The sequence below is a fragment of the Streptomyces sp. NPDC104307 genome (genome assembly GCF_055584045.1).
Genome location: NZ_JBVJMU010000022.1, coordinates 119,651 through 138,609, shown reverse-complemented (window position 1 = coordinate 138,609; position 18,959 = coordinate 119,651). Strand labels below are relative to the sequence as shown.

Below are 18,959 nucleotides of genomic sequence, written 5' to 3'. Positions count from 1 at the left end.
GGGAGGGCCAGGACGCCGAGGTCTGGTTGCCGGCGTCGTCGTAGGCGTAGCGCTCGGTCCAGTTCTTGGCGTGGACGGCGGTGACGCGGCCCGCCCCGTCGAGGTCGAAGGTGCGGGTGCCCGACTTCCGGTCGGCGATGGACAGGAGGTGGCCATCGGCTCGGTAGGAGTAGGCGCGGCTGTTGACGGAGCGTGCTCCGGCGGTGATGTGCTGCGCGGAGAGCCGCCCCGCCTCGTCCCAGGCCGACGACATGGTGACCGTGTCGCCGAAGACGCGGGACAGCTCCCGGCCCACGGCGTCGTGGGTGAAATCGATCCGGTGAGCACCGCTGGTAAGGTGCCGGGTCGTGCTGTCCGCGGCGTAGGTGTAGGTGGTGACGTGGCCGGTGGGGGTGGTGCGACGGGTGCGACGGCCCAGGGCGTCGTAGGAGTAGTTCATGGCGCGGCCGTCGACGAGTTCGGTCTTCGTGAGTCCGCGCCGGTCATACTGGTACCGGAGTTCGGTGTCCGGACCGGTCGCCTCCAGCAGGAGTCCGGCCCTGTCGTAGGTGTAGGTCGTCACCTGGCCGTCGACGTCCTTGCTGACCACCCGGCCGGCCTGGTCGCGCTCGAAGGAGATGGTCCCGCCGAGCGCGTCGGTGCGGGCGGTCAGTCCGTCCGCGGCGTCCATGTGGTAGGTGAGGGTGCGGCCGTCGAAGTCGGTCTCGGAGACGATGCGGTCGGCCGCGTCGTACTCGTAGGTCCAGGTCAGGTCTTGCGGGTTGGTGACGCGGGTGAGGCGCAGTGAGTTGTCGTGCTCGAACTCGTAGCGGGTGCCGTCGGGCAGGGTACGGGCGAGTGGCAGGTCGAAGTGGGTGTATTCGCAGCGGGAGACGCCGCCTGACGCGTCCGTGTGGGTCAGCGGGTTGCCCTCGCCGTCGTACGTCCACGACTCGGTGGCGCCGTCCGGGCCGGTGTGTCGGGCGAGTTGTCCGTCTGCGTGCCATTCCAGGAGGGTGACGCCGCCCGACGGGTCGGTGACGCGAACCGGTCTGCCGAGGGCGTCCCTTTCCGTGCGGGTGACGGCGCCGGTCGGGCCGGTTACCTCGACGGTCCTGCCCGCCGCGTCGCACACCACATGGGTCGTGGCGCCGAGTGCGTCGGTGACCGAGGTGAGCCGGCCCGCGCGGTCGTAGGTGCAGCGGGTCGTGGCGCCGGCCTGGTCAGTGGCCGCCGTGCGGTTGCCGCGTTCGTCGAACTCATGAATCGTCCGGGTGTCGTCGGCAGCCACTTCCTCCACCGACCGTCCGACGGGGTCCCGTACGGTGCGTAGTTCGCTTCCGTCCGTGTGGGTGGTGGCGGTGAGGCGGTCGTCTTCGTCGTAGGCGAAGGCGGTGGTGCGGCCCAGGGGGTCGGTGCGGGTGAGGAGGTTGCCGCGTGAGTCGTGGGTGAATCGAGTGGTGTGGCCGAGTGGGTCGGTGACGGCCAGCGGGTAGCAGCCGGAGCCGAACACATGGCGGGTGGTGTGGCCGTCAGCTCTGGTGAGTGTGGTGGTGCGGTGACCCGTCGTGGGGTCGGGGTCGGTGTACGTCAGGGTGATCTGGACGTGACCGGCCTCACCGCCCTCGGCTATGACGCGGTCCTGGTCGTCGTAGACGTAGTCGTAGCGGCTGTTGTTGGAGTCGATCCAGGCGGTGACGCGGTGGCGGTCGTCGTGGAGGAACGTGGTCGTGGCGCCGGACGGTTTGCTGACGGTGGTGAGGTTGCCGTCCTGGTAGCCATAGCACATCAGCGGCAGGTCCGCGCCGCCTTCACCCGCGCCGGCCAGGGAGAGGGCGGTGACCAGTCCGTTGGTGGTGGACAGGTTCACCTGGTGGCCCGCGGAGTGGGCCAGGGCCAGCGGCAGGCCGTCCTCGTCGCGGTCGATGGTGACCCTGTGGCCGTTGCGTTCGGTGATGTCCGACAGCCAGGCCACGCCATCGCATCCCGGTTCGCCGCCGGCCGGAGCGTTGAAGTCGCGGACCAGGCCGCTGTCGGGGTCGGTGATCGTGTAGTCGCCGTTGTCGTCGCGGGCCAGCAGGGTGCGGGAGGCGCCCGACTCCGGTGTGGTGGGCGCGCCTGGGACCGGGTGGGGGTAGTGGATCAGGAGCCCGTCGGCGGTGACGTGGAGGACACCGATGGCGTCAATTTGGAGGCGTTCGTCGACGGTGGACGTCCAGGACGGGCCCAGGAAGCGGCCGGCCGCCAGGCCGGACTCGGTGCGGCGCGTGAAGACCAGCGGCAGGATGCCGGGGATCGTGACATCGGTCTGCGGCAAGTACATCCGGCCCGTCGCCAGGTCGACCGGGTCGGTGTCCTTACTGACACGCTCCCCGTCCGGGCGACGGTGGGTGCCCTCCGGGGCGTCATCGACCAGCCGGCGCAGCCGGGCAGCCTCTGCCGCCTCATCGGCAACACGCACACCCTTCACCGCGGCACCGCCGCCACCGGTGGCGATGGTCAGCGCGATGTCGGGGATCAGCCGCCCGAAGCCCTCGGCCGGGTCCTTCATGAAGTCCTTGGCCATCTGAATGCCGGTGCCGGTCGGGTCGTTCGCGGCGACCACCAGACCTGCGGCCAGGCTGTTCAGGGACGTGACGTACTCGGCCGGATGCGTCAGGTTGTAAGGGTCCATCGGGTTGATCCCGCGGACAAAGTTGAGCGTGCCTGCGGTGGCCTTGATGATGCCACCGTCCAGGTGCATCTGCATGACCTGGAGTTCCTCGAACCCGTCACCGAGCTGCTCCGTGTACGAAGGCTTCTTCGGCGCCATGTCCCGGGCCGCACTGATCGCCGTGCGGGCGGTCTGCGCAGCCGAGTTCCGCTGGGTGCGGGCCTCGGCCAGGATGTCCTGCGCATCCTTCATCAGCTTCTTGCCCGGGTCCTCGAACGTGGAGGCGGGCCGGGGCGGCAGCTCGGAGGGGTCACGCTTGTCGGACGGTTTGGCGTTGTAGCGGTCGACCGCCTTGTTGAAGTCGTCGACCTTCTTGCGGTGCGCGTCAGCGGCGGTCTCGGAGGCTTTGACGCCCTCTTTCCACTTGTCGATCGCGGTCTGCGCCTGGCCCTGCGCCCAGGTCACCGTCGAGGCGAACGAGTCGAGGGCGCCGAGCGCCTTGCTGGTGGCGTCGGCCGCGGCGTACCACTTGGCCGGCTGGGTGCCCACCGCCGTGCGCAGCGCGTCGGCCGTCTCGCCCTTGAGCTGACCGGAATCGAGCCCCTTCAGTCCGTCGCCGGTGCTGTCGAAGGCGGCCTGGAAGGCGCGGAGTTTGGTGACGGTGGCGTCGAGCTTGCCCGTGCTGCCGTAGATCAGCTTGGTCTTGTCCTCGGTCTGCCCGAGGTCCATCTCGTCGACCTCGGCGCCCATCCGGTTGGCGACCGAACGCGACTGCTCGCGCACCCAGTCCGCCCCGGACTCCCAGCCGACGTCGTCCAGTCGGTCGGCCGTCCAGTTCCCGGCGTCCTCGACCCGGTCACCGGCCCACTCGACACCGTCCTCCACCACGTCCTCGACCGAATCGGGCGTGATGTCCTTGATGAAGTCGCCTATACCCACAGTCAGTTGCCCCCCGGCTCCGACTCACCCTGCTGCTGCGCCTGCTGGGCGCGTTCCTCCGGTGACGGGCCGAGCGTGTCGTCCAGCATCTGGTCGAACTGCTCGTCGGACACGCCGAGCGCGTTGTTGAACATGTCGGACTGCCGTCCGCCGTAGCCCTCGGTCAGGACGGTGCGGCCGGTGTCCTTCCAGGTCTGGCCCATGTCCTGGCCGGCCTTCTCGAACGACTCCGGGCTGTAGTCCGGGGTCAGATAGTCCGGCGTGAAGATATCGCCCCAGTCCTGCTGGGCGATCTCCTCCTCACTCGCGTGCGGATTCCCGCCGAACACGGCGTTGGCGCCGACCTTGAGGGTGCCCGCCAGGTACTGGTCGTTCTCCCACTGGGTACCCGCCGCCAGCCCGAGCCGGTCCGCGAGCCCACTCGCGTCCCGTACCAGGGCACGCACCCCCCACTCCCAGCGTTCGCAGAAGTCCTCGAAGTCCACCGAGACACCGTGATGACCGGCTTCCATCCCCGTGATCGCCAACGACGAGAAACCCTTGCCCATCACCGAACCCGTCGCACCGCCGAGATCACCCAGCTCGTCGATCGTCGAGTTCAGGCCCTTGGTGAACTTGGTGACCGACTCCTTGTCGAGATGCAGATCCGCCCCGTCACCGCTCACCGGCCCGACCCCTCGTCGCCCTCACCCGTATCGACGGCGACCGCCTCCGGAACGATGCCCGAGACCGGCGGGAAGAACATCGACCCGTCCTCGGTCGCGATATCCACGGCCAGGCCCGCCGGCTCACCCAGCGCGGGCACGATCTCATCAACGATGCGCCCACCCAACAGCGCCTGCGGGTCACCAACACCGCACCTGCGCTCGGCGATCCGCCCCGCGAGCACTGCTCCTGCCCGACCCATGCCTCTCCCCCGTCGTCGGTGACTAAAGGCACCGTAGAACAGGACGCGCGACAGCACACGACCGGTTCTCCCGAGGTTCCGGGCGAGCACCCGGCCGGATACCGCAACCCGCGGAACAACGATGCGCTCGTCTCCGACCGCCCGGGGCGGGCCCTGGTCCTCGACTGACCGCGTGATCGACGTCAGGGCAGCCAACCAAGGCCCAAGTACCGGCCATCACAGGGCTATTTGGCTTCTTCTTGCCTGCCTCCCAACCAACCCTTGGCGCTTAATGGTGCTCCTGCGGCATGCGGGTGCGACTGACGATCACACGGGGGAGCCATGGACGACACCGGAACGGTCGGCGCACCACCGCCAGAGCCGCCACCCACATCGCCCCCACGGCCGAAGGCTCCCCCACCGCCGCCGCAGGGACGGCCCGTCCAGCCCGGCTCCGCGATACCCGGACGCCTCCAGAACCCCGGAGGCGGCGATCAGCCTCGCCGCAAGGGGGACCCCCTGGTCCTCCGGGTCAGCAGGCGAACGCTGTGGGTGGGCTCGGCGGCCGTCCCGCTGCACAACGTCACCTGGGTCGACGCGTTCAGGCTCAGTCACGACTGGGGCAGGGCCTTCAGCCGCCTCGTACAGTGGCTGATCCTCGCCGTCCTCGTCTATGCCGCGATCAACTACGCGAGCGCGGGCGACGTCGAGCAGAGCGGGAACGGCAGCCTCGTGTTCATCGTGGTCGCGATCTGCCTGGTCGTCGTCATCAAGGAGCTGATCGCGTCGGCGAAGCCGGTGCTGGTCGTCGAGATGAACAGCGGCTCCAGGGTGGTCGTGACCCTGCCGAGCATGGACGAGCTGCGCCAGATCGCCGGACAGATCGTGTACGCGATCGACCACCCGGAAGCCGAGTTCACCGCGATCGTGCGGCAGTTCCACAACAACAGCACGAACAACTACGGCCCTGTCGTCAACATGAACAACGGCCGGGGAAACACGGGGTTCAAACTGTGAGCGACGCGTCGAACTACTACGGGCCCGTGGTCAACATGCACGGCGGCCGCGAGAACGTCGGCATCAACTACGGCACCGTCGGCGGTGCCGCAGAGGACGTCGAGCTCCGGGCCGCCGTCGAGGAGCTCACCCGCGCGCTGCGGGGGCTGCGCCCGCACCTCGCCCCGGACCAGGCCCGGACCGTCGAGGGCGCGCTGCCCGAGCTCACCCCCGACCGGAGCGCTCTGCGTGAGCGCGGCATGGTTCTGGCATCCGTCGCGCAGATCGCGGCCACGGTCGGCGAGGTGGGCCGGCCCGCAGCGGAGGCGGTGGGGCGGCTACTCGGACTGCTGAACTAGGGGCTGTGCGCCGTGCAGGCCCGTGGAAGGCTCTCCTAGAGGCGAGTTGGGAATACCGGATTGGTCCGGGATCGGAAATGTCTTCCGCCGCATGCGTGAAGCTGCGGCGACACCGACGACGTTGACGCCCTTGAGCCCGATCGGCCGACCATGGTCTACGCAGTTCCTGTACGGTCGTTCCGGAACCGGGCTGTTCGGGCTTGCCTCGTGACACCGCACGTCGGCGCGTGCCCGGTGCACTGCCCTGCCGAACGCCTGTCGATGGGTTTTGCCTCCTGCGAAGTCGTCTGCCCCGACCGGGTCTTCGCTCCCCCGGAACGGCTGGATCGGATGAAGTCCAGCCGTGGGCGGGCGCCGTGGGTACCGGGTCGTGACATGAGCCCCAACCGAGACGTGAGTAAGGAACCGCATGGCACGCGAGCATGATCCTTCCGGCCACATACCGTCGCGGCCGGACGCATCCGCAGGCCCCTCCGGGGCAGCCGACCCGTCCGCGAGTTCACCGGTGTCTGTCCGCCGGGCGGTTCCGATGCGAGGAACGGCCGGAGACCCCGGCGACTCCCTGATGCCGGGCGGATCACGCAACGGCAAGGACACCTCCTCCCCTGCTGCCGGCCCGGACGCGGGCGCGCGCAGCCCTTCGAGCGAGAGCGAGGAGAGCGAGAACAGCGAGGAGAGCGAGAGCTCCCGCCACGAGGCTCCCGAGGCTGCGGGCAGCCAGAAGGAGACCGGGGAACAGTCGGGTGGCGCTCCGGGGCCGGCTGCGGAGGAGCCCTCCGAGGCCACGTCGACCACCTCCGCGGCGGCCGGGGCCACTTCGGCGACGTCGGCATCGTCCGCGTCCCCTGAACCTGATCCGGACCCTGACCCGGCCGCAGCGCCCGCCACCACCCGCACCGTCGGGGGGACCCCGCCCGCCGCCGCTGCGGCAGCGGCGGGAGACGGCGGCGGCGGCGCGGGCACGCACGCGGACGACGTACCGCCCAACGGCCGTCTGAAGAAGCCGATGCTGGCCGCAGCGGCGATCGCCGGTGCGGTGCTGATCGCAGTGCCGCTCCTCGTGGCGGGCCAGAACGACCGCAAGCCCGAGAAGGAGCAGACACAGAACGCGGCGGGCACGGTTCTGAACAGCGAACGCCCTGTGTCTCCGGAGACCTACACCAGCGAGTCACCGAAGCCCTCCGTGACACCGAGCAAGAAGAAGGAGAAGGAGAAGAAGAAGGAGACGGTGAGGCCGTCCGCCACGCCGACCCTCAAGGCGGCGATCGCCCCGCCACCGCCGCCGAAGGCGCCCGCGACCCGGCCCACGGCCACTGTGACGGCGAAAGCACCGCCGGGGACGGCCGCCAGCGCTATGAACAGCCTCGCGAAGAACGACCCCCACGGGCGACACATCTGCTACCGGGCCTTCGTGGCAGAACACGGCTGGCAGCAGCCGGTGTGCGACGGGACCATCACCGGCACGACGGACCAGGGTAAGAAGGTCACGGCCCTCAACATCGCGGTGTGGAACGTCGATGGCTCCTCCGCCAACGCCTTGCTGCACGACCCGGGTTCGACGAGCGGCAATTCCAAATGGGCCCCGAGCTGGACGGCCGTCGTCGCGGACGGCAAGAACAACTACATCGGCAGCTCGAAGAAGGGCGCCCCGTTCCTGACGGGCTTCGCCATGAACATCGGCAACGGCTCCGTCTGCCACACGGCCAAGATGGGCGGTGGCGGCTGGGGCCCACAGATCTGCAAGAACAAGCGCCCCGAGTACATGTTCGTCGGCACCACCGCGAACGACCACTGGTTCGAGGCCGTGAGGCTCACGGTCTAAGCCACCCGCTGGGAACGGAGTCCCGGGGTTCGAGCCTCGGGGCTCGACGCTCGGGGCTCGGGTGTCGAGCCCCGAGCGTCGAGACGTCGAGCTCCGAGCTCCGAGCGTCGGGAGCCTGTTCACTCGTTCGTGGGTACGTGAGGGAGGGGCGGCCCGAGTCTCGAACCTCGGGATCCGAGGGTCGGGATCCGGGCTCCGAGATTCGAGCGATGTCTGACAACCGGTAGGTAGAAGAAAGAGGTTGGGAGAACCTCCCTACCTCCCTGACCCGTAACGGCGAGCAAGTGTGACTATTTGTGACCGACTTGCGGCACAGCGTCGCGGCTGCTTACGGTGCCCCCGACGAAACGACCCCGACGCGGTGTTGAAGCACCGGCCGGGGTCTCACCCCAAGATCGCAAGCAGAAAGAGTCGATCTCGTGGCTATCCAGAACTTTAGCTCCGCCCCGCCGACGCCCGCAGTCCCGGCCCCCGCCCCATGCCCGAAGGCCAGCCCCGGCTACGGGAAGCGTTCCGTCCCGGACCAGCGCCCTCCCCGCGCCGACGACTTCGCGTTCCTGCCGGAGCGGGAGCGGTACATCGCCGGATACGTCGACCAGCTCCCCGAAGGCTCGGCGATGAACATCAAGTCGCTCGCCAAGTGCCAGCCCCTGTACGGGCAGATGGCCGTGGGCAGCGCGCTGCGGGCCCTGGGCGTGGCCGGACACCTGCGCCAGGCGCGGTGCGCGGTTGGTGACGGCGACAACGTCCGCTGGGTCACCCGCACCTTCTGGTCGCGCACGGCCCGCGACAACGAGTGGTGGAACACCTTCCTCACCGCCGAAGCGGGCCACCGCCTGCACCAACCGGAGCCCGCACCGGCCACTCCCCCTCCCCCGTGGGTCCCGGCCGAACCCGTAGCCCCCGCAGCCCCCGCGACACCCGAGGCACCCACGCCCGCGCCCGCCCCGGTCGTACCGCAACAGCGCACCGCCCCGGCAGGCGCGTCACCCGCCTACCTGGCCCTGACCCGGCTGGGCCCTGCCGACCGGCGCCTGGGGCTCTCCGAGGAGGACTGCCGGGAACTGGAGGAGTCGGCCGCCGAATGGTTCGCACGCGGTGTGGACGCCGACTACCTCGTCCACGCCGTCACCGCAGGGCTGCCCGCGACCGTCGACTCGCCGCTCGGCTTCGTCCGGAAGCGCCTCCTCACCAAGCTCCCGCCCCACCGGCCCGCCGCCGCGGTCCCCGCACCGCAGGGCGACACGTCAGCCCCCCGCCTGATGGTCGAGTGCACCGATTGCGGCGCGCCGGGCAAGGCCGAAGCGTTCCGGGACGGCTTGTGCGGCCCCTGCCGCGAACCCGCCCGCCCGGCGTCCGCCGAGGAGCCCGGGATCGAACGCGACATCCAGGCCCACGTGAAGCGCCTCCGCGAACAGCTGAAACTGCGCTGACGGAGGGGCCACACGCTTTCCATGCACCTCATCCTGACCTGCTGTCAGCCGGATCCGCGCCGAGTTGATTCCTCGCTCACGAACACCACCGACCGGCTCGCGATCATGCCGCGTAGTCCTCGACGAGTTGCGCGATGAGCGTGTGGAGCGGCGTCGGCCCGGCGGTCGGCCAGCAGCTCGCCCATGGGGTGCCTCCGTACATCAGGTGGCAGAGATCGTCTTGAGGGCGAGGGCCCGCAGCGGGGCGATCTTGGTACGAGCGTTGCCGTGGTAGACGGCGTTGGTGCAGATCACCAGGTAGCGGCCCGTCTCCGGTGCGAGGTAGAGGCTCGTGCCGGTGAAGCCGTGGTGGTACGCGACGCGCCCGCCGGCGGCGAGGATCCAGGACAGGCCCCGGTCGAGGCCCGGTTCGATCTGAGCCTGGGGAATGAGGCTGGAGCGCAGCCACTCGCCCAGTCCGTGGTCGTCGCCGTCCGCGTGCGCGGCCAGGAGCCGCTGGGCGTATACGGCGAGGTCGCCCGGGGTGGAGAAGACGCCTGCGTGCCCGGCGATGCCGCCGAGTAGGCCGGCGTTGTCGTCGTGCGGGGTTCCCCAGATCCGTGGGGCGCCAGGGATTCGCTGCTCGGTCGGGGCGACCTGGTGGGTGCGGGCGACGGGACCGTACACGGTGGCGTTCATCCCGAGCGTCCTCCACAGCGCTCCGCCGAGCTGGTCGAGTGGGAGGTCGTGGATGTGGGCGAGGGCCAGGCCGAGCAGGATGTAGCCGCGGTTGATGTACCGGTGCTGACCGGGGACGTCTTCCAGCGGTTCGCGGCAGAGAAGTTCGTGGAGCGGCAGGTTGGCGCCGCGGTAGTGGTCGAGCCGGGTGGAGGCCCGTAGCCCCGAGGTGTGGGCGATCAGCTGGCGGACGGTCGCTTCGCCGCTGGGGGTCTCGCTGTTCATCGGCGGCAGGAAGTCGCGGACCGGGGCGTCGAGGTCGAGCAGCCCGGCGTCCAGAGCCTGCCCAAGGAGGGGCCAGGTGGCGACGACCTTCGTCAGGGAGGCGATGTCGTAGGCGGTGTCCCGGTCGGGCTCGACGTCGCCACACTCGGGGGCCACCTTGCCGGCGCTGAGGTACTGGGGGTCGGCGCCGGTGATTCCGTAGGCGACGACGCCGCCCGGGGTCGCGCCGTCGGTGACGACCCGGTCGAGGATCTCCCACAGCTGGGTGGTGTCATCGACGGTGAACGGGACGGGCATCAGTGGCCTCCGGGGATGGTGGTGATCTCGGCTCCCAGCGTGGCCAGATTGGGCAGCAGGTGACCGTAGCCGCGCCGGACATGGAACATTCCTCGGATCGTAGAGGTGCCGTCGGCTGCGAGAGCGGCGATCAGCAGCGCGGTCACCGCACGAATATCTGCGGCTTCGACCTGGGTGCCACGGAGTCGTACCGGCCCGCGGACGCGGATCGTGGAACCGGTGGTGGTGACGTCGCCGCCGAGCGCGCGTAGCCCCTGGACGTGGGTGTCGCGGCGGGAGTAGACGTGTTCACCGATGAGGGAAGCGCCGTCGGCCTGAGTGAGCATCGCGGCCAGTTGGGGTGCGGTGTCGGTAGGCAGACCCGGGTGCGGACCGGTCGCTGCCTCAATGGCTCGCAGCGGCCCGTGCAGATGCGTACGCACGCCACCGCTCGGGGTGTCGGTCAGGGTGATGCCGGCTTCGGAAAGAGCGTGGGTGAGCCCTTCGGGCAGATCGGTGGTGGTGATGTTGTCGAGGTGGACAGTGCCGCCGGTCGCGGCGGTGGCCATGACCATGGTCGCCGCCTCGATGCGGTCCCCGGCCACCGCGAATGTGCCGCCGGCGATCCAGCCGCCGCCGGACACGTGCAAGCCCTCGTGGTTGAAGTGGACGAGGACACCCCGGCCGGCGAGGAAGCGGGCGGTCTCGGTGACCTCCGGCTCGATGGACGGATGGGTGATCAGGCTGGTGCCGTGGGCACGGGCGGCCAGCAGCATCGCGGACACCGTCGCTCCCAGGCTCGGCCCGTACGGCGTGTTCACGTCCACGGTGAAGGCCCTCACCCCGCGAGCACCGCACAGAGCTCGGATGCCGGTGTCGCCCGCGATGACTTCGGCACCCGCGGCCTGCATCGCCGCGAGGTGCCGGTCGATAAGCCTCGGGCAGAACGCGTCGCCGCCTGGATAGGGGAAGGCCACCTGCCCGGTCCGGGCCAGCACAGCGGCGGCCAGCACAGCGGTCGTACGGACCCGACGGCCGAGCGCGGGATGGATGGCCGGGCAGATGTCACTCGGCGAGGACACCGTGAAGCGGCCATCGTCGAATGTGACTTGGGCTCCGGTGCGACGCAGGATTTGCGCGCACACTCCGGTGTCGATGATGTCCGGCGCGCTCGTCAGGACGACCGGGACGTCGGCCAGGAGAGCGGCGGCGTAGAGGTGGAGGGCGATGTTCTTGCTGCCTTGCACCGGGAGCCGGCCGGACAGTGGGTGCCCACCGGTGACCTGCACGAGGGTGGTGTCCATGGCTTCGTGGGTGGGTTCGGTGGTCACGGCCGTCACCGGACCCGGGAGCCGGCGGGCAGGAAACCGCCGATGTGAGCACGGGGGTAGACCACTGTGCCGGGCCCGATCAGGGTGCCCGGCGAGAGCACGGTTCCGGCGGGCAGGGCCACCTCGTCGCCGATGACAGCGCCGAATTTCGTCTGGCCGGTGGGGATGCGCTGCCCGTCGAGGTTGACGGTGATCTCCTCCAGCGCCGGTTCGGCAATGGGACCGCGGTCGCACCGCAGTCCGGTGGTGGAGCAGAACGAGCCGATGTTGACACGCCGTCCGATCACGGAGTCACCGATGAAGCAGGGGTGCTTCACGAAGACGTGCCCCGCCAGCAGGCTTCGGGTGATTTCCGCGCCGAACCCGATCCGGCAGCCGGGGCCGATCACGCTGTGGCCGCGGACCAGCGCGCCGGCCGCCACGACAGCGTCGGTGCAGATCAGGACCGGACCGATCACCTGGGCGCCCGCCTCGATCCGGGCCCCGGCCTGGACGACCACTTCGCCCTGGAGAAGGGCCCCGTTCTCGACGACGCCCTGGCCATCGCGCAGCTGCTCGCCGCCTATGTCGAGGTCGGAGGCCATGGCGGCCTTGATGTCGAAGACGCTTGTGCACCCGGCCAACAGGCCACTGACGTACGGACCGAGGCCCTCGGAGCGAACGTAGTAGGCGGGGGTGAGACGGGCGTCGGCGGCGAGCGCCGGGGGCGGGACGGGATTCGCGGACTGCATCAGGACCTCCCGGGATCGGAGCGGCCTCTGTCTGCGGGCCACTCGTTCTCGACGGTCGCCGCGACTGGCCCGCCGGCGGGAGGGGCGCTGTCCTGTCCTGCAAAGCCGTTTGCATCTCATGCAAACGACCTGTTGGCCGCACTGTCCCAGGACTACGGTTGAAGCGGCGCAGCCTCGGCTATCGGCGGGAACGAGGTACTGATGCGGTCAGCGAAGCATGAGCGATCCTTGGGGCCGATGTGAAGCCCGGGGAACTGATACGGCAGACCCGGCAGTCAAAGGGCCTCACGCTCGCCGAACTGGGGAAGTTGACCGGATACTCCGGGGCCCAGGTTTCCCGGTACGAGCGGGGCATCTCCCCGATGACCGACGTCGATGTGCTGCGGTGCTTCGCCGACTCCCTCGAACTCCCGCACCGGGCATTCGGCCTGGCCCCGCTCATGCCGCGACCGGAGATCCGACACGGTCAACCGATCGGAGCAACTGGCGACTTCCCCCGCATGCCCGCCCATAGGCTGGGTAGACCCGGGTCGGAGGGCGGTGAAGATCCTTTGCAGCGAAGGAAGTTGCTTGCGGGCCTGGCTGCCACCGCCGCCACGGCGGCCACAACCCCAGCGTTTGGGAGCGGAACCGTCCAGGCAGATGAAGCCCTGCTCGGCGAGCTGCTCGTCGCCCGGCTGCGGGACGCAATGCTCGGCCTGGGCAAGACCCCCGCCGCACCACCGGCCGAGACCCTCTCCAGCGATTTCACCCGCGCGCTCGCCGACTTCGACGCCTGCCGTTACACCTCCCTCGCCGTGCGCCTGCCCCGCCTCATCCGGGCCGGCCACGCGCACACGCCTGGCGGCGGCACCGAGGACGACTACAAGCTCCTGGCCAAGAGCTACCTGCTGGCCACCCGCATGCTCGTCAAACTGGACGAGCAGCAGTTGGGCTGGATGGCGGCCGACCGCGCCCGCCAGCTCGCCGAGGCCGCCGGCGACGCCCTTGCGGTCGCCGAGTCAGCCCGCCAACTCGCCGTGCTCGCCCGCAAGGCCGGATGGCATGGGGAGGCTCTGTCGATCGCACTGTCCGCCGCCGACCACCCCGACTTGCGCGACACCGGACGAGCCGGTGCGGCAGTACGCGGTCTCCTTGTCCAGAGTGCGGCCTACACTCTGGCCAGGCGGGGCGACCGCGATGGAATGCGGGAGCTGACCGACGAGGCCGCGGCCATCGCCAAGGAACTCGGCGGCGCCACCCTGGTCCGCGACCATGGCGGTGGCTTCAGCCCCGTCACCGTGCAGCTCCACCGCATCTCCGCCGAGAACTACGCCGGTGATCCACTGGCCGCGCTCGCCGCCGCCCGTTCCATCTCCTTCAAGGCGCTGCCCAGTGTCGAGCGCCGCTCCCGGGCACTGAGCGACATTGCCGTCACCTACGACCGCCTGGGCCGCCGCAGCGACTGCATCCGCACCCTGCTGGCCGCAGAACACTGCGCTCCCCAGGAGACCCACGCCCGGCCGGCGACCAAGTCGCTCGTCTCCAGTCTCCTGGTGTCCGGGCCCGCCTCAACGGAGCTACGCGGTCTCGCGGTACGCAGCGGCATCCTCGTATAGAACCGGGGCTCAGCAGCAGGCGGTGGGGGTGAACAGTTCGTCAGGCGTTCAGCCGGTCATCTCGCCAGGCTTTCCTTTCCAGTTGGGCCAGTGCGGCGTCACCCCGAAGAACGAGCCGGGCCGGGTAGAGGCGCTGCCACCAGGTGCGCAGGGGTGCGGCTCCGGTGCCTTCGTGCGCGATGGAATCGTCTGGGTTGCGGTCCGGCGCGGTCAGGAGCCCGTCGGCAGGGTGAGGATTTCGGCTCCGTTGTCGGTGATGGCGATGGTGTGCTCGCTGTGCGCGGTCCGGCAGCCCGTCGCGCTGCGCAGGGTCCAGCCGTCTGCGTCGGTGACGAGTGTGGCGGTGTCGGCCATGACCCACGGCTCCAGGGCGAGCAGCAGTCCGGGGCGCAGCTTGTATCCGCGGCCGGGCCGTCCGGTGTTCGCGACGTGTGGGTCCTGGTGCATGGTCGAGCCGATGCCGTGGCCTCCGAACTCGGTGTTGACCGGGTAGCCCGCCTCGCCGAGGACCGTGCCGATGGCGTGGGAGAGGTCACCGATGCGCGCCCCGGGCCTGGCGGCGGCGATGCCCGCGGCGAGTGCGCGTTCGGTCGTCTCGATCATCGCCACGCTCTCCGCCGGCCTGGCCTTGCCCACCAGGAAGCTGATCGCGGCGTCTGCGGCCACCCCGCCCCTGACCACGGCGAGGTCGAGGGTCAGCAGGTCCCCGTCCGCCAGCGCGTAGTCGTGAGGAAGCCCGTGGAGCACTCCGTCGTTGACGGCCGTGCAGATGTAGTGCCCGAACGGGCCGCGTCCGAAGGAAGGCGCGTAGTCGACGTAGCAGGACTGCGCCCCCGCCTCGATGATCATCTCCTTGGCCCACTGGTCGATGTCCAGCAGGTTCGTCCCGACCACGCTGCGCCGCTTCAGCGCGTGGAGGATGTCTCCGACCAGGGCGCCGGTGCCCCTCGCCCGCTCAAGGCGCGCGGAGTTCAGAATCTCGATCACGGGGAACCTCTCAGGTGCGTCCAATAACTATACCGGTCTAACTATACCGGTATAAGAATGGGGTCACGGTCGGTCCGAGATGCCGCTCTCCGGCCCATGACGCACGGAGGGGCGCGCCCGGAACGAACCCGGGCGCGCCCCTCAACGCACATCACTCATCACTCATCGCTCACGCGCGACCGCGGTCGTCAGCGGTCGTCAGCGGTCGAACTTCTCGCGCACGTCGTCCGCCGCGCCCTGGGCCTTGTCGCGGCCCTGCTCGGTGGCGTCGGAGGCCCGGTCGGACATGTCCTGCGACCGGTCCTGCCCACCGCCCTTGCCGTCCTTCGCCTTCTTCTGCGCCTGGTCGGCAAGATCCTTCGCCTTGTCCTTGAACTGGTCCGCGATGCCCATGCTGTTCACTCCTCGTGGGGTGCCTGGGGGACGGCCCCGTAAGGGCCACGACCAGACTTGCACGAGCGGGCAGGCATCGCATTTCGATCACTTACGCTGCGTGTGCGACGCCCGTTCTGCCTGGTCAGCGGCGCCTCCCGCACCGACGAGGCCCTTGCTGACGCCCTCAAGCCGCGAGCCGAACCGCTGCATCTCGCGCCGGCCGCCGACGCCTATCACCGACGGCAGGTAGCCGCGTACCGACTGCATGCCGCGCAGCCACCACTGGGCGTACACATGCGGCGAGCGGCGCTCGATGCCGGCCACTATCCGGTCGACGGCCGGGCCGAGCGGGTACGTGCGGTTCATCGGCCAGGGCAGCCGCTGGCGCAGCTCGCGCATGACGTCGTCCTCGTCGGCGCCGCGCACCATGTCCGTGTCGGTCCAGGAGAGGTAGCCGACGCCGACCTTCACCCCCCGGTAGCCGACCTCCGCGCGCAGGCTGTGCGCGAACGCCTCGACGCCCGACTTGGACGCGCAGTAGGCGGTCATCATCGGCGCGGGGGTCATCGCGGCGAGCGAGGCGATCTGGAGGAAGTAGCCGCGGCTCTCCATCAGGATCGGCAGGAACGCCCGGCAGGTGACCGCGCCGCCGATGAGGTTGACCTCGATGACCCGGCGCCAGGCGACCGGGTCGGAGTCGACGAACGGGCCGCCGGAGGCGACGCCCGCGTTGGCGACGACGACGTCGATCTTGCCGAAGCGCTCCTTGACCTCCTGGGCGACCCGGGACATCGCCTCGTGGTCGGTGACGTCCGCGTGCCAGTGGTCGCTGTCGCCGTGCAGGCGCTCCGAGACCTTCTTCAGCTCGTCCGGCTCCAGGCCGACCAGCGCGAGCGTCGCGCCGCGCGCCGAGAGCTTGCGGGCCAGCAGCTCGCCCACACCGCGCGCCGCGCCCGTGACGACGACGACCTGACCTTCGAGACTGTGCCTGCCGCTCATGCGACCTCCTCCTCCTTGCCCTCTACACCAGCCGTACCGCGCAACGGGAGATACCCGGTCGCGAGTTCCCGGATCTTCGCCGTGACCGCTTCCGGTGCCTCCACCGGAGTCATGTGCCCCAGGCCCGCCAGCTCGGTGAGCCCGAGGGAGTCGGGGAGCGCCGCCGCGATGGCGCGGGCGTGGGCGGGCGGCGTCAGCCGGTCCTCCGTACCCGCGATCACCGCGGTGGGCACCCGCAGCTCCCGTACGCCCTCTTCGAGATCGAGCTCCGCGAGGACGTGGCCCCAGGCGAACCTGGGTCCGCGGGGGCAGGCGTGCACGATCCGGGCGCAGGTGTCGACCCGGTCCGGCGCCGAACCCGGCCCCATGGTCGCGTACTTGAGGATGCGGCGGGACAGTGGAGTGACGGGACCGAGGGGCGCGCGGGCGCCGAGGATCGCTCGGGTCAGCCGGGTGCGCAGCGCACCGGCCCGTATCGGCACAACCCGTGCTTCGGCGATCAGCCGCGAACTGCCGGTGCTGCACAGCAGTATGGCAGCGGCGTGCTCGCGGAGTCCGGTCCGGCGGGCGGCGGCCATCATCGTCATGCCGCCCATGGAGTGGCCGGCCAGTATGGCTTTCTCGCCGGGTTCCAGGGTGGCGGCGAGCACCGCTTCGAGGTCGTCGGCCAGTGCATGCGTGGTGTACCCGGCGTGGCCGACCGCAGGTGAGGTGCCGTGGCCGCGCTGGTCGTAGGCGATGACGCGGTGGTCGACGGCGAGGTCCCGGATCTGGGCGTCCCAGAAGCCGGTGTTGCAGGTCCAGCCGTGGGACAGGACCACTGCCGGTGCGCCGTCCTGTCCGTGCACCTCTACGTGGATGCGGGAGCCGTCGGCGGAGACGGCCATGAGTTCGCGGGCGGGCACGGGACGGGTGCTCCGGCCGGGCAGCGGGCGGCTCATCCGGCGACCTCCTCGGAGACGGAGACGGCGTCCGCCGCACTCCGCTGCGCGGGTACCCGGACGACCTGGTACTCCGCGATGTCGACCGTCCGGGTCGCCCTGCGGAACTCGGCGGTGGTGCCGGGCCAGACGGTGGTGTTGCGGCCGTTGGCGTCCAGGTACCAGCTGGTGCAGCCGCCGGTGTTCCAGACGGTGCGCTTCATCCGTTCCTGGACGCGGCGGTTCCAGGTTCCGACGGCGGAGGGGCGCGCGTCGAGGGCGACCTTTCCGCCGAGGACGTCGAGCTGGCGGAGGTAGTCGGCCATGTAGTTCAGCTGGGCCTCGATCATCAGGATCATCGAGGAGTTCCCGAGGCCCGTGTTGGGGCCGATGATCGTCATCCAGTTGGGGAAACCGGCCGCGCTCGCGCCGCGCAGCGCCTGCATGCCGCCCTTCCACGACTCCGCGAGGGTGTTTCCCTCCGCGCCCACCACGCGGTCGGCGATCGGCATGTCCGTCACGTGGAAGCCGGTGCCGAGGACGATCGCGTCGACCTCGGCCTCCGTACCGTCGGAGGCGACGACCGTGGAGCCGCGCACCTCGCTCAGGCCGGAGGCGACCACGTCCACGTTGGGCTGGGCGAGCGCCGGGTAGTACGCGCTGGAGAGCAGGATGCGCTTGCAGCCGATGCGGTACGAGGGCGTCAGCTTGGCGCGCAGCGCCGGGTCCTTGATGGAGCGGGCCATGTTGGACTTGGCTATCCGCTCGACCAGGCCCAGCTGGTCCGGGTGCTTGGTGAAGGCGCTGACCTGCAACTCCCGTATGCCCCAGAGCAGTCCGCGGCGCGCGGTGCCGGTGAAGGGGAGCGTGCGGTGCAGCCAGCGCTCGGCGCCGCTGATCTGCCGGTCCATGCGCGGCATGACCCAGGGCGGGGTGCGCTGGAAGAGGGTGAGCTTCGCGGCCTTCGGCTGGATCGACGGCACGATCTGGATGGCGGAGGCGCCGGTGCCGATCATCGCGACGCGCTTGCCGGTCAGGTCCGCGTCGTGGTCCCAGCGGGCGGAGTGGAAGACCTTGCCCGGGAAGTCGGCCAGCCCGGGGATGTCAGGCAGCTTCGGGTCGGAGAGCGGGCCGGTCGCGGAGACGACGACATCGGCCACGACGGTCGTGCCGTTGGCGCTCTCGATGACCCAGTGCAGCTCGTCGCCGTCCCAGCGCATCATCGTCACCTCATGGTTGAGCCTGAGGTGCGGGCGCAGCCCGAAGGTGTCCGCGACGTGCTCCAGGTAGGCGCGGATGTGCTCCTGCCCGGAGAAGGTGCGCGGCCATTCGGGGTTGGGGGCGAACGAGAACGAGTAGAGGTGCGACGGCACGTCGCAGGCGCAGCCCGGATAGCTGTTGTCGCGCCAGGTGCCGCCGACCGAACCGGCGCGTTCCAGGATCACGAAATCGGTGATGCCTTCGCGGCGGAGCCGGACAGCGGCTCCGAGGCCCCCGAATCCGGATCCGATCACCGCCACTCGTACATGTTCGTGCTGGGCCATGCTGCAGCCTCCCCGCGGTACGTCACACGACTCTGCCAGCAATCACTGGCACTGTTGGGAGACTAGAGCAGGCCCGTACCGATGGGTAGGGGTGCGGCAGGGGAAAGTTACCGGCGGTACAACAAGCGGCCTCCGCAGCGGGCAGGCCGGTAGGGTGCGGGGGTGGCTGACGGAGAAGAGCACCGCGAA

16 protein-coding genes and 1 pseudogene are annotated in these 18,959 nt (G+C 70.1%); 6 read left to right on the top strand and 11 right to left on the bottom strand.

Features of this window, described 5'->3' with window-relative positions:
* From ACZ601_RS35780 to ACZ601_RS35770, 3 genes are all read right to left on the bottom strand, one after another.
* Window positions 1-3,571 (bottom strand): putative T7SS-secreted protein (locus ACZ601_RS35780; protein ID WP_469545698.1); only part of this gene is annotated, 3,571 nt, incomplete at its 3' end.
* Window positions 3,572-3,573: 2 nt separating this feature from the next.
* Window positions 3,574-4,236, bottom strand: a complete 663-nt coding sequence (locus ACZ601_RS35775; protein WP_469545697.1) for a hypothetical protein — start codon at window positions 4,234-4,236, stop codon at window positions 3,574-3,576.
* Complete coding sequence (locus ACZ601_RS35770; RefSeq protein ID WP_469545706.1) at window positions 4,233-4,478, bottom strand: hypothetical protein; 246 nt, start codon at window positions 4,476-4,478, stop codon at window positions 4,233-4,235. The genes ACZ601_RS35775 and ACZ601_RS35770 overlap by 4 nt, the downstream gene beginning before the upstream one ends.
* Window positions 4,479-4,799: 321 nt before the next feature.
* Here ACZ601_RS35770 and ACZ601_RS35765 point away from each other — a divergent pair, with 321 nt between their 5' ends.
* The 4 genes from ACZ601_RS35765 (at window position 4,800) to ACZ601_RS35750 (ending at window position 9,067) form a co-directional block, all read left to right on the top strand.
* Window positions 4,800-5,474 carry a DUF6232 family protein gene (locus ACZ601_RS35765; protein WP_469545695.1) on the top strand — a complete coding sequence of 225 codons (675 nt, stop codon included), beginning with the start codon at window positions 4,800-4,802 and terminating at the stop codon, window positions 5,472-5,474.
* Complete coding sequence (locus ACZ601_RS35760) at window positions 5,471-5,812, top strand: hypothetical protein (RefSeq protein WP_469545693.1); 342 nt, start codon at window positions 5,471-5,473, stop codon at window positions 5,810-5,812. Before ACZ601_RS35765 ends, ACZ601_RS35760 begins: the two co-directional genes overlap by 4 nt.
* A 529-nt stretch (window positions 5,813-6,341) precedes the next feature.
* Window positions 6,342-7,634, top strand: a complete 1,293-nt coding sequence (locus ACZ601_RS35755) for a hydrogenase expression protein HypA (RefSeq protein ID WP_469545691.1) — start codon at window positions 6,342-6,344, stop codon at window positions 7,632-7,634.
* A gap of 419 nt (window positions 7,635-8,053) precedes the next feature.
* Complete coding sequence (locus ACZ601_RS35750) at window positions 8,054-9,067, top strand: MarR family transcriptional regulator (RefSeq protein WP_469545689.1); 1,014 nt, start codon at window positions 8,054-8,056, stop codon at window positions 9,065-9,067.
* A 201-nt stretch (window positions 9,068-9,268) separates the two neighbouring features.
* On the opposite strand, the gene ACZ601_RS35745 is transcribed toward ACZ601_RS35750, so the two are convergent.
* From ACZ601_RS35745 to ACZ601_RS35735, 3 genes are read right to left on the bottom strand one after another with little or no spacing between them, the layout of a single operon-like run.
* On the bottom strand, window positions 9,269-10,306 hold the full coding sequence (locus tag ACZ601_RS35745; protein ID WP_469545686.1) for a serine hydrolase domain-containing protein: 1,038 nt from the start codon (window positions 10,304-10,306) through the stop codon (window positions 9,269-9,271).
* Window positions 10,306-11,616, bottom strand: a complete 1,311-nt coding sequence (locus ACZ601_RS35740; protein WP_469545684.1) for a UDP-N-acetylglucosamine 1-carboxyvinyltransferase — start codon at window positions 11,614-11,616, stop codon at window positions 10,306-10,308. Before ACZ601_RS35740 ends, ACZ601_RS35745 begins: the two co-directional genes overlap by 1 nt.
* 5 nt (window positions 11,617-11,621) lie before the next feature.
* The gene (locus ACZ601_RS35735; protein ID WP_469545682.1) at window positions 11,622-12,347 is read right to left on the bottom strand and encodes an LbetaH domain-containing protein; all 726 of its coding nucleotides are present in this window, start codon (window positions 12,345-12,347) and stop codon (window positions 11,622-11,624) included.
* Between the two features lie 239 nt (window positions 12,348-12,586).
* Between ACZ601_RS35735 and ACZ601_RS35730 the strand changes: the two are divergent.
* Window positions 12,587-12,745: pseudogene (locus ACZ601_RS35730) on the top strand (helix-turn-helix domain-containing protein); the annotation flags it as partial.
* Between the two features lie 153 nt (window positions 12,746-12,898).
* Window positions 12,899-13,945, top strand: a complete 1,047-nt coding sequence (locus ACZ601_RS35725; RefSeq protein WP_469545704.1) for an XRE family transcriptional regulator — start codon at window positions 12,899-12,901, stop codon at window positions 13,943-13,945.
* A gap of 210 nt (window positions 13,946-14,155) precedes the next feature.
* Here the strand turns inward: ACZ601_RS35725 and map are convergent, their stop codons facing one another.
* The 5 genes from map to ACZ601_RS35700 form a co-directional block, all read right to left on the bottom strand.
* Complete coding sequence (gene map / locus ACZ601_RS35720) at window positions 14,156-14,932, bottom strand: type I methionyl aminopeptidase (RefSeq protein ID WP_469545679.1); 777 nt, start codon at window positions 14,930-14,932, stop codon at window positions 14,156-14,158.
* A 198-nt stretch (window positions 14,933-15,130) separates the two neighbouring features.
* Window positions 15,131-15,325: a hypothetical protein gene (locus ACZ601_RS35715; RefSeq protein ID WP_469545677.1), complete on the bottom strand. Its 195-nt coding sequence runs from the start codon at window positions 15,323-15,325 to the stop codon at window positions 15,131-15,133.
* Between the two features lie 87 nt (window positions 15,326-15,412).
* The gene (locus ACZ601_RS35710) at window positions 15,413-16,306 is read right to left on the bottom strand and encodes an SDR family oxidoreductase (RefSeq protein WP_469545674.1); all 894 of its coding nucleotides are present in this window, start codon (window positions 16,304-16,306) and stop codon (window positions 15,413-15,415) included.
* On the bottom strand, window positions 16,303-17,247 hold the full coding sequence (locus ACZ601_RS35705; protein ID WP_469545671.1) for an alpha/beta fold hydrolase: 945 nt from the start codon (window positions 17,245-17,247) through the stop codon (window positions 16,303-16,305). Before ACZ601_RS35705 ends, ACZ601_RS35710 begins: the two co-directional genes overlap by 4 nt.
* Entirely contained in the window at window positions 17,244-18,770 is a 1,527-nt protein-coding gene (locus tag ACZ601_RS35700; protein WP_469545669.1) for a flavin-containing monooxygenase, read from the bottom strand. The genes ACZ601_RS35705 and ACZ601_RS35700 overlap by 4 nt, the downstream gene beginning before the upstream one ends.
* Between the last annotated feature and the right edge of the window lie 189 nt (window positions 18,771-18,959).